The sequence below is a fragment of the Fumia xinanensis genome, from assembly GCF_014384905.1.
Lineage (GTDB): Bacteria > Bacillota > Clostridia > Oscillospirales > Ruminococcaceae > Fumia > Fumia xinanensis.
This window is the reverse complement of sequence record NZ_JACRSV010000003.1, coordinates 204,802-217,108: the sequence shown is the minus strand read 5'-3', so window position 1 is coordinate 217,108 and position 12,307 is coordinate 204,802. Positions and strand designations below refer to the sequence as shown.

At 48.3% G+C, this 12,307-nt stretch carries 14 protein-coding genes; 8 read left to right on the top strand and 6 right to left on the bottom strand.

Features of this window, described 5'->3' with window-relative positions; all coding sequences use genetic code 11:
* The first annotated feature begins 37 nt into the window (after window positions 1-37).
* The 6 genes from purM to H8710_RS10625 all read left to right on the top strand — a co-directional run bounded on the left by purM (window position 38) and on the right by H8710_RS10625 (window position 5,969).
* Window positions 38-1,072, top strand: coding sequence for a phosphoribosylformylglycinamidine cyclo-ligase (gene purM / locus H8710_RS10650; protein WP_249295505.1), 1,035 nt, complete (start codon window positions 38-40; stop codon window positions 1,070-1,072).
* Between the two features lie 105 nt (window positions 1,073-1,177).
* On the top strand, window positions 1,178-1,804 hold the full coding sequence (gene purN / locus H8710_RS10645) for a phosphoribosylglycinamide formyltransferase (protein ID WP_249295504.1): 627 nt from the start codon (window positions 1,178-1,180) through the stop codon (window positions 1,802-1,804).
* A 13-nt stretch (window positions 1,805-1,817) separates the two neighbouring features.
* Window positions 1,818-2,519 (top strand): IMP cyclohydrolase, encoded by a 702-nt coding sequence (locus H8710_RS10640; protein ID WP_249295503.1) that lies wholly within the window; start codon window positions 1,818-1,820, stop codon window positions 2,517-2,519.
* A 20-nt stretch (window positions 2,520-2,539) separates the two neighbouring features.
* The gene (locus H8710_RS10635) at window positions 2,540-3,715 is read left to right on the top strand and encodes a phosphoribosylaminoimidazolecarboxamide formyltransferase (protein WP_249295502.1); all 1,176 of its coding nucleotides are present in this window, start codon (window positions 2,540-2,542) and stop codon (window positions 3,713-3,715) included.
* 26 nt (window positions 3,716-3,741) lie between these two features.
* Window positions 3,742-5,007 carry a phosphoribosylamine--glycine ligase gene (purD, locus tag H8710_RS10630; RefSeq protein WP_249295501.1) on the top strand — a complete coding sequence of 422 codons (1,266 nt, stop codon included), beginning with the start codon at window positions 3,742-3,744 and terminating at the stop codon, window positions 5,005-5,007.
* Between the two features lie 167 nt (window positions 5,008-5,174).
* Window positions 5,175-5,969: a NifB/NifX family molybdenum-iron cluster-binding protein gene (locus H8710_RS10625; protein WP_346727109.1), complete on the top strand. Its 795-nt coding sequence runs from the start codon at window positions 5,175-5,177 to the stop codon at window positions 5,967-5,969.
* Window positions 5,970-6,011: 42 nt separating this feature from the next.
* Here the strand turns inward: H8710_RS10625 and H8710_RS10620 are convergent, their stop codons facing one another.
* Window positions 6,012-6,572, bottom strand: coding sequence for a hypothetical protein (locus H8710_RS10620; protein ID WP_249295499.1), 561 nt, complete (start codon window positions 6,570-6,572; stop codon window positions 6,012-6,014).
* Window positions 6,573-6,756: 184 nt separating this feature from the next.
* The gene (locus tag H8710_RS10615) at window positions 6,757-7,080 is read right to left on the bottom strand and encodes a winged helix-turn-helix transcriptional regulator (RefSeq protein WP_249295498.1); all 324 of its coding nucleotides are present in this window, start codon (window positions 7,078-7,080) and stop codon (window positions 6,757-6,759) included.
* Between the two features lie 145 nt (window positions 7,081-7,225).
* Between H8710_RS10615 and H8710_RS10610 the strand changes: the two genes are divergently transcribed.
* Window positions 7,226-7,855: an NAD(P)-dependent oxidoreductase gene (locus tag H8710_RS10610; protein ID WP_249295497.1), complete on the top strand. Its 630-nt coding sequence runs from the start codon at window positions 7,226-7,228 to the stop codon at window positions 7,853-7,855.
* A gap of 122 nt (window positions 7,856-7,977) precedes the next feature.
* Here H8710_RS10610 and H8710_RS10605 read toward each other — a convergent pair whose 3' ends face one another.
* Both H8710_RS10605 and H8710_RS10600 read right to left on the bottom strand, forming a co-directional pair.
* Window positions 7,978-8,571, bottom strand: coding sequence for a site-2 protease family protein (locus tag H8710_RS10605; protein ID WP_249295496.1), 594 nt, complete (start codon window positions 8,569-8,571; stop codon window positions 7,978-7,980).
* Between the two features lie 18 nt (window positions 8,572-8,589).
* Window positions 8,590-9,165 (bottom strand): M23 family metallopeptidase, encoded by a 576-nt coding sequence (locus H8710_RS10600; RefSeq protein WP_249295495.1) that lies wholly within the window; start codon window positions 9,163-9,165, stop codon window positions 8,590-8,592.
* 214 nt (window positions 9,166-9,379) lie between these two features.
* Between H8710_RS10600 and H8710_RS10595 the strand changes: the two genes are divergently transcribed.
* Complete coding sequence (locus H8710_RS10595) at window positions 9,380-10,753, top strand: MATE family efflux transporter (protein ID WP_249295494.1); 1,374 nt, start codon at window positions 9,380-9,382, stop codon at window positions 10,751-10,753.
* A 52-nt stretch (window positions 10,754-10,805) separates the two neighbouring features.
* On the opposite strand, the gene H8710_RS10590 is transcribed toward H8710_RS10595, so the two are convergent.
* On the bottom strand, window positions 10,806-11,003 hold the full coding sequence (locus H8710_RS10590; RefSeq protein ID WP_249295493.1) for a hypothetical protein: 198 nt from the start codon (window positions 11,001-11,003) through the stop codon (window positions 10,806-10,808).
* A 14-nt stretch (window positions 11,004-11,017) separates the two neighbouring features.
* Window positions 11,018-12,178, bottom strand: coding sequence for a glycoside hydrolase family 27 protein (locus H8710_RS10585; RefSeq protein WP_249295492.1), 1,161 nt, complete (start codon window positions 12,176-12,178; stop codon window positions 11,018-11,020).
* Window positions 12,179-12,307: the final 129 nt, after the last annotated feature.

Genomic DNA, 12,307 nt, shown 5'->3' with positions numbered 1-12,307 from the left:
ATCTGTAACCCCAATCGGGAGAAAGGCATGGTAGTTTGTGAAAAGTTTTAGTGAAAGCTATAAAAAGGCCGGCGTCGACGTAACCGCCGGATATAAAGCGGTAGAACTGATGAAAGCCCACGTGGCCAGAACAATGACCGATTCTGTTTTGACTGGCCTCGGCGGCTTCGGCGGCCTCTTCGAGCTGGATTTAACCGGTATTCCAAAGCCGGTTTTGGTTTCCGGCACCGACGGAGTAGGCACTAAATTGAAATTGGCCTTCTTGCAGGAGAAGCACGACACCGTCGGCATCGACTGCGTCGCCATGTGCGTCAACGACATTATTTGCTGCGGCGCCAAACCCCTCTTTTTCCTGGACTACGTGGCCGTGGGCAAAAACGTACCGGAAAAGGTGGCGCAAATCGTCAGCGGCGTTGCAGAAGGCTGCGTTCAGTCCGGCTGTGCTCTGGTGGGCGGTGAAACGGCTGAAATGCCCGGCTTCTACCCGGTGGACGAATACGATTTGGCTGGGTTCAGCGTCGGCGTTGTCGACAAGGATAAAATTCTCGATAACAGCACCCAAAAAGCAGGGGATGTGCTCATCGCTCTGCCCTCCTCCGGTGTTCATTCCAACGGTTTTTCGCTGGTGCGCAAGGTGTTTAACATCGAAAAAGCAGATCTTTCTACATACGTGGATTCTTTGGGCGCTACCCTGGGCGAAACCCTCCTGACCCCCACCAAAATTTATGTAAAACCCATGCTGTCCCTGTTTGAGAAAGTCACCGTCAAATCGGTGGCCCACATTACCGGCGGCGGCTTTTACGAGAATATCCCCCGTTCCCTCAAGAAAGGGCTTTCGGCCAAAATCAAACGCGCCGATGTAAAAGTTCTCCCGATTTTTGATTTGATTGCCCGCACCGGCAACATTCCCGAACGGGATATGTTCAACACCTTCAACATGGGTGTGGGGATGATAGCTTGTGTCGCCAAAGAAGATGCCGATCTGGCTCTCAGCACCTTGAAAGCTGCCGGTGAGGACGCTTATATCCTCGGCGAACTGGTAGAGGGTGAAGAAGGCGTTATCCTCGAATAAGTAGGAAAAGGCAATGGCATTTTTGTTATTGCCTTTTCCGTTTATACTAAAAGTATTTTCAGAAAAGGAAAGCCGGGCGGATATTTCGTCCAGCAGGGAGCAAAAATGAAAAATATCGTCGTACTGGTTTCCGGCGGCGGAACCAATTTGCAGGCACTTATCGACGCAGAGAAGCGCGGCGAAATCAAAAACGGCAAAATTACCTGCGTCATTGCGTCTAACTTCGAAGCCTACGCGCTGACGAGAGCCAAAGAAAACGGCATTGCCACCCGAGTGATCCCCAAAAAAGAGTACCCCGACCGGGGCGACTACAGCCGGGAGATTCTCAAAGCGTTGAATGAGGAAAAGGCGGATCTCATCGTCTACGCCGGTTTCATGATAATTCTGGATGAGACGGTGTCGAGCGCCTACCCCAATCAGATTATGAACGTCCATCCCGCCCTGATTCCCTCCTTTTGCGGGCCGGGCTACTACGGGCTGAAGGTTCACGAGGCGGCTCTCGAAAAAGGGGTCAAGCTGGCGGGAGCTACCGTCCACTTTGCCAACGAAATCTGCGACGGCGGCCCGATTATTTTGCAGGGGGCTATCGATGTTTTAGACGACGACACCCCAGAAACTTTGCAGAAACGGGTCATGGAGCAGGTAGAGTGGAAGCTTTTGCCGAAAGCGGTCTCTCTGTTCTGCGAGGATCGCATTGTAGTGGAAGGCAATAAAACGAAAATTTTAAAGTGAGGAGCGATTTTTGATGATCGACATGGTAAAGGATTTACAGCAAAACAGCTATCCCGGCCGCGGCATCGTGCTGGGCAGAAGTTCTGGTGGGGAACACGCCGTCATCGGCTATTTCATTATGGGAAGAAGCGAAAACAGCCGCAACCGGATTTTCGTCGAAGAACAGGGCGGAATCCGCACCGAAGCCTTTGATCCGGCGAAACTTTCCGACCCAAGCCTTATCATTTACTGGCCGGTTCGGGTTCTGGGCGACCAGACCATCGTCACCAACGGCGACCAGACTGACACCATCTATGATTATTTGAAGGACGGAAAAACCTTTGCCGACGCCCTTCGCACCCGCACTTTTGAGCCGGACGGTCCCAATTTCACCCCCCGCATCTCCGGCCTGGTGGAGAAAAACGGCGATTATCGCCTGTCCATCCTCAAGAGCAACGAGGGAGACCCTGACTCCGCCCACCGCTATTTTTACGAATACCAAAACCCAAAAGCGGGACAGGCTCATTTTATCCACACCTATGAGCACGACGGTGACCCCATTCCCTCCTTCGTCGGCGAGCCCAAGCAAGTGAAGATTGAGGGCTGTATCGAGTGCTTTACCAAAATGCTGTGGGAGAACCTCAATGAGGAAAACAAGGTGTCCCTGTTTACCCGGTTCATCAATTTGAAGACCGGCAAAACCGAGACCCGCATTATCAATAAAAACGTAAAATAATCGGAAAGGATGGATGTTTCGTGAAAGAACTGGAACTGAAATACGGCTGCAACCCCAATCAAAAGCCGTCGAAAATCTTTATGAAGGACGATCGGGAGCTTCCCATTGAAGTCTTAAACGGCAAGCCCGGCTATATCAACTTTTTGGACGCTTTCAACAGCTGGCAGCTGGTCAAAGAGCTGAAAGAGGCCACCGGCATCCCCGCCGCCGCTTCCTTTAAGCATGTTTCCCCCGCAGGCGCCGCTTTGGCCCTGCCCCTTTCCGACACCCTCAAAAAAATCTACTTTGTGGACGATATGGAGCTTTCCCCCATGGCCTGTGCCTACGCGAGAGCCCGAGGCGCTGATCGGATGTCCTCCTATGGCGACTGGATTGCGCTTTCCGACACCTGCGACGCTTCCACGGCAAAACTCATCGCCCGGGAAGTATCCGACGGCGTCATCGCCCCCGACTACACCGACGAGGCGTTGGAAATCCTCAAAAGCAAGCGCAAAGGCGGCTACAACGTGGTCAAAATCGATGCAAACTATGTCCCCGCCCCCATCGAGCATAAAGATGTGTTCGGAGTTACCTTTGAGCAGGGGAGAAACGAGCTGAAAATCGACGGAAGCCTTTTTGAAAACATCCCCACCGCCTGCAAGGATTTCCCGGAGGACGCTAAGCGGGACCTCATCATCTCCCTCATCACTCTGAAATACACTCAGTCAAACTCGGTCTGCTATGTCAAGGACGGCCAGGCCATCGGCATTGGAGCCGGCCAGCAGTCCCGCGTTCACTGCACCCGTTTGGCAGGCAACAAAGCGGACTTCTGGTTCTTAAGACAGCATCCCAAAACTATGAGCCTTCCCTTCAAAGAGGGCATCCGTCGGGCCGACCGGGACAACACCATCGATGTCTACATTTCCGACGACTATATGGACGTTTTGGCCGACGGCATTTGGGAGAATTTCTTCACTGTAAAGCCAGAACCCCTGACCCGGGAAGAAAAACGGGAGTGGCTTGACACCATGCAGGGCGTGGCTTTGGGTTCCGACGCATTCTTCCCCTTCGGCGACAATATCGAGCGCGCCCACCGCAGCGGCGTCCAGTATATCGCCCAGCCAGGCGGTTCCATTCGGGACGACAACGTCATCGAAATCTGCGACAAATACGGCATCGCCATGGCATTTACCGGCATTCGTCTGTTCCATCACTAATATCTCCCTGAGAAAGGAATCTGGTTATGAAATTACTGGTTGTTGGCTCCGGCGGCAGGGAACACGCCCTGGTCACCAAACTGCTTCAAAGCCCCCGTGTAGATGAAATCTTCGTTGCTCCCGGAAACGGCGGGATGAGCGTCTGCTGTACCCCCGTCGACATCAAGGCCACCGATATTGACAACATGGTTCGCTTTGCCGTCGAAAATAAAATAGACTTTGCTGTGGTAGCCCCTGACGATCCGCTGGTTCTCGGCATGGTGGACGCGCTGGAGGCTGCGGGTATCCCTGCTTTTGGCCCCGATAAAAAAGCCGCCATTCTGGAAGGCAGCAAGGTGTTCAGCAAAGATTTGATGAAAAAATACGGCATTCCCACCGCCAAATACGAGACTTTTGACAGTGAGGAAGCCGCCGTCTCCTACATCAAAGCGGAAAATATCTATCCCACCGTCATCAAGGCCGACGGTCTGGCGTTGGGGAAAGGCGTCATCATCGCACAGAACGAGAAGGAGGCCATCGACGCCGTCCACTCCATCATGGGGGACAAAATTTTCGGCGCGTCGGGGAATCACATCGTCATCGAAGAGTTCTTAGAAGGCCCCGAGGTCTCGGTGCTGGCCTTTACTGACTCTCACACCATCGTCCCCATGGTATCCGCTAAGGACCACAAGCGGGCACTGGACAACGACGAAGGCCTCAACACAGGCGGCATGGGCACCATTGCCCCCAATCCCTATTACACCGATGCAGTAGCCAAAGAGTGCATGGAGAAAATCTTTGTCCCCACTATCGAGGCGATGAACAAAGAGGGCCGCCCCTTTAAAGGCTGCTTGTTCTTCGGCCTGATGATTACCAAAAACGGCACCAAAGTCATTGAGTATAACTGCCGCTTCGGCGACCCGGAGACTCAGGTTGTCCTGCCGTTGCTTGAGTCCGATTTGCTCACTATTTTCGAGGCAGTGCGCAATGAGCGGTTGTCCGAAGTTCAGGTGAAATTTTCGAAGGACAGCGCCGCCTGCGTGGTCATGGCTTCCGGCGGATACCCTCAGAAGTATCAGACCGGCTACGAAATTGAAGGCCTCGACGAAAAAGGCCAGGCGCCCGGCGTCACCGTTTTCCATGCGGGGACAAAAGCAGAAAACGGAAAATTCCTCACCGCGGGAGGTCGCGTTCTGGGCGTCACCGCTATCGGGAAAGACCGAGAGGACGCTTTGAAAAAAAGCTATGAGGCGGTTTCTAAAATTCATTTCAAACACGCTCATTACCGCAAAGACATCGGAAAAATCAGATAGGTAAAAGCGGAAACCATCCTGGTTTCCGCTTTTTTGCGTTAAAAAACAACGGTTTTTACCTTGTCGCGACAAACTTTGGTACAGGCAACTAAAACAAGGGAGTAGCAATGATTGCAATTTGACAATAATCTTTTTTGGGTATATAATGAGCATATGTTCATTATATCATGCTGTACAAGGGGGAAAAGGTGATGCCGCGGCCGCAAAAATGCAGAAGGGTATGCGCCCTCCCAAAATCCTGTCGTTTTGGCGCGCTGGACGGTTCAAACTCTTTCGTGATTCAGATGACGGTAGAGGAATACGAAGCTATCCGGCTCATGGATTTGGAAAACCTCACCCAAGAGGAGTGCGCTCGGCAGATGGATGTAGCGCGCCCCACCGTTCAGCGGATTTACGCCTCCGCCCGCAAAAAATTGGCAGAGGCGCTGGTAAACGGCGGGACGCTGCATATCGGCGGCGGATGCTACTCTGTCTGCAACCGGACAGCAGGCTGCTGTCCAAGATGCCTCGTGGATACAAAGCGTGTTTTCTCGATACAGCATTTGGAAAAAGGAGAAAAAATTATGAAAATCGCAGTCACAACCGAAAATGGAAACGTCTTTCAGCACTTTGGAAAATGTAAAGAGTTTACCCTTTTTGATGTGGAAGAACAGAAAATTCTTAGCAAGCAGGTGCTGAATGCCGGGGAGAGCGGACATTCTGCTTTGGCAGTACTATTGGCGCAAAACCATGTGGACCTGCTCATCTGCGGCGGAATCGGAGCGGGAGCCCGGGTGGCCCTTCAAGAATCCGGTATTCAATTGGCTGCCGGAGTAAGCGGGACGGTAGACAATGCCGTTAACGCATACTTAAACGGCACGCTGTTTTTTAACAATGAAGCCACCTGCGACCATCATCACGGGGAATCCGGTGAGGAGCACCACTGTGGGGAAGAACATCACTGTAACGGGCATTGCCATTGAGAAAATAAAAAAGCACCTGGAAGAATCCAGGTGCTTTTTTATTTAAGAGAGTTTGGAATCATAGCGAAACGGTTCATCGGGATCCAGTTCTATATGGCCGGACATATAAGCGCCTCCGTCGACGGTATAATAAATCTCGGTGCAAGACGGATGATTTTTGAGAAGGGTTTCCGCAATAGAAATGAGGCAGGCTTCCTCTTCCGAAGAACCCATTGAAACTGCAGGAATGGAATTTCCCGCAAAATCCACATACAGGCCACTACCGTTCTCTTTAATGGAGTTGATGATAATTTTGAATTCGTTGTCTCCGGCCTTAAAGGCAAATTTATCGTTCAGAATGTTGACAAGTTGCTCATCTGTCACCTTTGCGTTGCTTTCTCCTTCTTCTACTGGCACCTGGGAAACCGTTTGGGTTTCCGGGTCATAAATCTGCACTGTCGGCGCAGAAGAGGACACCGATGGTTCCTCCGAACTTTCTGACGGTTCTGAAATAGACGAGTCGCTTGAACTAGGCTCAGGTGGAGGATTGCTTTTGTTACAGGAAGAAAACATCAAAGTCGTTAGCATCAATGCTGCAAGAATAAAACTCAATTTCTTATTCATCGTTTTTCAGTCCTTTCTTTCAAGCTTTGTCGGCAATACTAGCTGCAAAGGAATAAAGCAGAAACTTATTTTTGTCACAAGTACTTATACATAATCCAAAAGGAATCTTTAAGTTTATTATAACATAGTTCCTTTGAAATCCAATAGAAGGTGGTAATTTTTTACCAAGATGTAATAATTTCACCTATAAATCAAATTTTCTTTGATAATTTGTCCCCCAATTTTTCATGGCTTCTAATACAGGTTTTAAGCTATATCCTATTTCCGTTAAAGTGTATTCAACTTTTGGCGGAACTTCAGGATAGACCCTTCTCATAAGCAGCCCACTTTCTTCCATGGTGCGCAGATTGGCAGTTAATACTTTGGGAGATATACCGTCAATGGATTTTTTCAATTCTCCAAAGCGTTTTGTGCCCTCTAATAAATCCCTGAGTATTAAGACTTTCCAACGGTCACTAATCAACATAAGAGTAGTTTGTACAGGACAAACAGGCAATTCCTTATTCATTTTTCAGCTTTCCTTTTCCAATAGTATCTAATAGGTAACTACAATACAAAAAAGTGCTTACTTTACAATAGTTACTTTTATAGATATTATATTGTTGCAGGTAGAAAAAAGCAAGCCTGGTAATAATAAACTGGAGGAATCAAAGATGAAAATAGCAGTAATTTGTGCAAATGGAAGAGTCGGGAAACTAGTTGCGGAAGAGGCAGCTAAAAGGGGACTAGACGTAACGGCCGTTGTACGCAGCACAAATCAATCAGTCGCTAAAAAAGTAATTTTTAAAGATGTATTTGATTTAACCGCTTCTGATTTGAAAGGATTTTCTTGTGTGGTTGACGCTTTTGGGGCATGGACGCCAGAAACTATTGACGGTATTCCAAAAGCTGCTGCGAAATTATGCGATCTACTTTCCAACACTAATACTCGACTGCTCATTGTGGGGGGCGCAGGAAGTTTATATGTTGATGGAAGCCACACACACTGCGTAGCTGATGGGAAAGATTTCCCGGAAGATTTTAAACCTTTGGCAAAGGCTCACGACGAAGCGCTTAAAATACTTCGCACCAGGAATGACGTAAAATGGACTTATATTAGCCCAGCCTGCGATTTCCAAGCAGAAGGAGAGCGTACAGGAAAATATATTCTCTGCGGTGAAGAATTAACGTTAAATGACGAAGGAGAAAGCGTGATCAGCTATGCAGATTATGCTATCGCAATGATTGATGAAGCTGTAAATGGCAATCACATCCACCAAAGAATCAGCGTTGTAAAAGCATAAATACAGTGTTTACAAATAAATGCCAAAAGGGAAATTACTCCACTGGAGTATTTCCCTTTTATTTTGTCTATTTGCCAACTCGACAGCAGTTTGAAAGGTTGTTTACATTAAATTGTGGGAGATTATCCTGCAAAATTTTTTTCTTTTGTTGAAAACCCCAAAAAGAAAAAATAAAAAACTGTCAGCAAAAGGGTAAAATTACCGGTCTGCCGAAACAGAATCAAGCCACCTGAAACGAGCAAAATATCTGCAATCCAGGATATAACAGCACTGACCGTTTCCCCTGGTCCCGCTCCAAGCAATCGCTCCAGCAGCAGTTTGAGAATCTGTCCCCCGTCAAGCCCCTTAAGAGGAAATAGATTAAACACGCCCAACACTAAGTGAAAAAATGCGGGAACTGGCAGCTTTAATAACCACAATGTAAGAAAACAAAAAAGATTGACGGCACATCCACTTGCGAGAAAAAAAATTTCCTGCCGCATCGGATAAATTTGCTTTTGGGGGATTAAACGGATACCACTATATTCAAAATGCAGTTCCAGCGGCGGATATCCTTTATATAAAAATGCGGCCAAATGGCCCAGTTCGTGCAGAATACTGGCGCTGATGCACCACAAGCCCCATGGATTTTGGCCAATGGCGAGAAATAGGCAAATAACAGCAAAAAAGGAAAACCAAATATAAACTTTGACCTTTCCCATCTGAAAAGACAGCATAACTGATGTCCCTTTCTTTTAGGATTGTCCCGATTGTTCCGGTTCTGGAATCAGCGTGACTCTTTCACCGTCCCCCAATATCCACAAAGGGTCGTATCGAATACCGTTTAATCGGATTTCAAAATGCAGGTGGTTGCCGGTCGCTTCCCCAGTCTGACCCACTAGGGCAATTTTTTCTCCGCGTGTTACCAAATCGCCTTCCTCAACAAGCAATTTACTGCAATGAGCATATAACGTAGAGAAGCCATTGTAGTGATCTATCAGGAGATAATTTCCATAACTTTCATGGGTATCGGCTATCCGGACCACACCTGCCACAACAGCGTAAATAGGTGTTTTCTCTGGCGCTGCCAAATCGAGGCCATAATGGAAGTCCAATTGTCCGCTGATGGGATGGTACCGGTACCCAAATGGAGATGTAAGGCGAGCCTCCCTGAGGGGCAGGGCAAAAGGAATGGTGGTACATATGGGGGCAAATGAGGCGCTTGACGGAGGCGGCATATTTTCAAAGCAGACCTCAGGTACCGATTCCGCACCGCATAGGAGCAGCGCAAAAAATAGGCACAAAAGGCTGTTCAGCATGCGTTTCATCATTGCACGTCCTTCTTTCTGTACAGATTGTCTCCGTTATCATCCTATGAGAACAGGGTTGTTTTTAGAAGACGGTATAGAAAACTAAAGGACATTCCCAGCACAGTTTGTGCAACTTATTGAATATCAAACATGTAGAATAGGTGATATAATATCTTTATAGAAGTGTGAAACAACCCACATGAACGCATGAAAAGGAAGATTGGAGAGAAAAGACGTGGAAAAACGACGATCCGGACACCGAGTCAATATGACAGATATGACTCAAGGAAACCCTTATAGGCTGATTCTGCTGTTTTCCTTGCCTTTACTATTTGGAAATGTACTGCAGCAACTTTACAACATGGTGGACAGCATCGTCGTGGGAAACGTCATTGGAGACAAGGCCCTGGCCGCTGTTGGAACCGGATTCCCTATTATTTTTATGATGAGCTCCCTTTTTATGGGTATCGGCGTCGGCGCTACCGTCATGATCTCCCAATTCTATGGAGCAAAAGACCTAAAGCGGGTCAACGAAACGGTTGGGACCATTTATACCGCGATGATCGTGGGCATACTCCCGCTATCCCTCATCGGCATTTTGGCCAGCAAGCCTCTTCTGCAGCTCATCAAAGTTCCGGATGACGGCACTCTCGGCATGGCCCACACTTATATGATTATCATTTTTATCGGCATGATCGGCACCCTTGGGTACAATATCAACGCCGGTATTTTACAGGGGTTGGGGGACAGCAAGACTTCCTTGCTCTTTTTAGCAGTAGCCACCGTCATCAATATCGTCTTAGATCTGCTTTTCGCTATCCCTCTGCGCATGGGCGTAGCGGGTGTGGCACTGGCGACCATTATCGCCCAAATTTCGTCTTGGATTTTCGGTATCCGGTTTATCAACAAGCACTACGACTTTATCCACATTCAGCTGCACAAATTCTTTTTTGATAAAAAACTTTTCGCACAGGCCATCAAATTGGGGATTCCCTCCGGTATCCAGCAGGCGCTGTTTTCGGTGGGTATTATGGTGATGCAGTCTCTGGTCAATAGCTATGGCTTCAATTTTATGGCAGGCTTTAACGGCGCAAATAAAATCGACACCTTTGCCTTTATGCCCATTCAAAGCTTTACCACAGCGATGACGACCTACACCGGGCAAAACGTCGGCGCCGGCAACCATTCCCGGGTGTACCAGGGAATCCGGGCGGGAACAGTGCTCTCAGTTGGGTGCAGCCTTCTCGTCGGCGCTGTTTTGTATCCCTTGAGCGGATTTTTAATGCAGATGTTCAGCAAAAGCCCGGAGGTTATTGAGGCTGGCGTTTCCTATCTTCATTGTGTGCTGCCGTTTTACTTCCTGCTCGCCATTGTCTTTATGTTCAACAGTACCCTGCGTGGAACAGGAGAAACCATTATTCCCATGATCTCCTCCTTTGTCGCCCTGTGGTTTGCTCGGGTACCCATCGCCTATTTCATTGCTGAGCACTGGGGGAAGAATTATCTGTTTCTATCCTACGGTTTCGGCTGGGCGTTGGGAAGCCTTGTTTCCGGCATTTATTTCGCAACCGGACGTTGGAAACGGAAAAGCTTGGTTCATCACGAATAAAAATCGTCCCATGGGACACAAAAACCGCCAGCCCTGAAGGCTGGCGGTCTTGTTATGCAGAAAAAAGCGTGCATCCCATGGCGCGAAAATGGTCAATTTTTTCTCGGATCAACTCTTCCGACACATGGTAGGCTTTAGCGAAACAGGTAATGCACAAAAAGTCGGTTGCACCTCGGTTTACCATCCGTTTATAAACGGCAATTTCGTCTAAAGTCAGTTTACGGCAGCAGCTTCTACAACAGGCATTCAAATCAATTCACCTTCTCAGGCCTTTTCATCCACTTTGACCAATTTGCCACGATATACTTTACAGCTGTGGGCCTTTACCGGTGGAATGAAAGCCTCCCGCTTCACACCCATATTTTCCCCAGTGAAAACATCGGTCAGTTCCAGGCCATAGCCGCATTCAAAGGGGATGCCAATATCATCAAATGAAAAACCATACGTTTCAACAGCATACTCACTTTCCTCGTTAAAATTGAAGAAAGCCAAAGCAAACTCGCCGTTCGACAAATGTCGGAATAGTACGCAATTGTTTTGGATAAAGGGGTCTCCCGTCTGCCGAATCACTACCGGTGCCCGGCATTCCTCGTCCTGATTGATGGCAATAAGGTCTTTGTTGAGCAGGAGCTTGCGGGAAGCCTCGCTCATATCGCGCATGTCTCCGCCCATCATCAGCGGCACGCCAAACATGCACCAAAGGGCGAAATGGGTCTGGTACTCCTCGTCGGTGCAGCCGCCAAAACCGACATTTCCCTTGCCGTACATGCCAACGACGAGCATGTCGGGGTCATTGAAACTGCCGGAACTGGAATAGGGCAGATTGTCAAGCTGGCTCAGCGCAATCTCTTTGAAAGATTCATAGTTATCGCGGATATCTCCAGTAGAACGATACATATGAGCGCCGATAGATTTCATCCATTTCCAAGGCTCTTCCACGCCCCAATTGCAGGCAGAAAACAGGATATCTCTTCCAGTTGCTTTCAAAGCCATGCTCATCCGATGATATCGGTGCTTACAATCAGCAGTTGCGGGGAAGTTGCAGAAATCGTATTTCAGAAAATCCACGCCCCAGTCTGCAAAGGTCTGGGCATCGAGATACTCGTGGTCAAAACTGGACGGATAACCTGCACAAGTCCAAATACCGGCGCAGGAATACATACCAAATTTAAGGCCTTTGCTATGTACATAATCGGCCACATATTTCATACCATGGGGAAATTTTTCCGGATCGGCAACCAGCAGGCCGTTTTCATCCCGCTCCCGCAGTGACCAGCAGTCATCGATGACAAGATATTCGTATCCGGCCTCCAAAAAGCCTTCGTTTGCCATAACGTCTGCCGTTTCGATAATCAGCTGTTCGTTGATATTTGTTCCAAAAGTATTCCAGGAATTCCAACCCATAGGCGGTGTTTTCGCCAACATATTCATTGCCCCTTTCACTCTCTTTAATCAATGCTTTGCTTTCATTATAGGGAGAACGAACCGAATGTCAATACCCTATTTGGAAAAGAGAAAAAATAGCATAGAAATGGTAAAAAAATACATTTAAGG

What these genes read in the sequence shown, in the direction of transcription:
- purN (WP_249295504.1), top strand. Translation starts at nt 1,178, where the DNA reads ATGAAAAATATCGTCGTACTGGTTTCCGGCGGCGGAACCAATTTGCAG.
- H8710_RS10640 (WP_249295503.1), top strand. Translation starts at nt 1,818, where the DNA reads ATGATCGACATGGTAAAGGATTTACAGCAAAACAGCTATCCCGGCCGC.
- purD (WP_249295501.1), top strand. Translation starts at nt 3,742, where the DNA reads ATGAAATTACTGGTTGTTGGCTCCGGCGGCAGGGAACACGCCCTGGTC.
- H8710_RS10625 (WP_346727109.1), top strand. Translation starts at nt 5,175, where the DNA reads ATGCTGTACAAGGGGGAAAAGGTGATGCCGCGGCCGCAAAAATGCAGA.
- H8710_RS10620 (WP_249295499.1), bottom strand. Translation starts at nt 6,572, where the DNA reads ATGAATAAGAAATTGAGTTTTATTCTTGCAGCATTGATGCTAACGACT.
- H8710_RS10615 (WP_249295498.1), bottom strand. Translation starts at nt 7,080, where the DNA reads ATGAATAAGGAATTGCCTGTTTGTCCTGTACAAACTACTCTTATGTTG.
- H8710_RS10610 (WP_249295497.1), top strand. Translation starts at nt 7,226, where the DNA reads ATGAAAATAGCAGTAATTTGTGCAAATGGAAGAGTCGGGAAACTAGTT.
- H8710_RS10605 (WP_249295496.1), bottom strand. Translation starts at nt 8,571, where the DNA reads ATGCTGTCTTTTCAGATGGGAAAGGTCAAAGTTTATATTTGGTTTTCC.
- H8710_RS10600 (WP_249295495.1), bottom strand. Translation starts at nt 9,165, where the DNA reads ATGATGAAACGCATGCTGAACAGCCTTTTGTGCCTATTTTTTGCGCTG.
- H8710_RS10585 (WP_249295492.1), bottom strand. Translation starts at nt 12,178, where the DNA reads ATGTTGGCGAAAACACCGCCTATGGGTTGGAATTCCTGGAATACTTTT.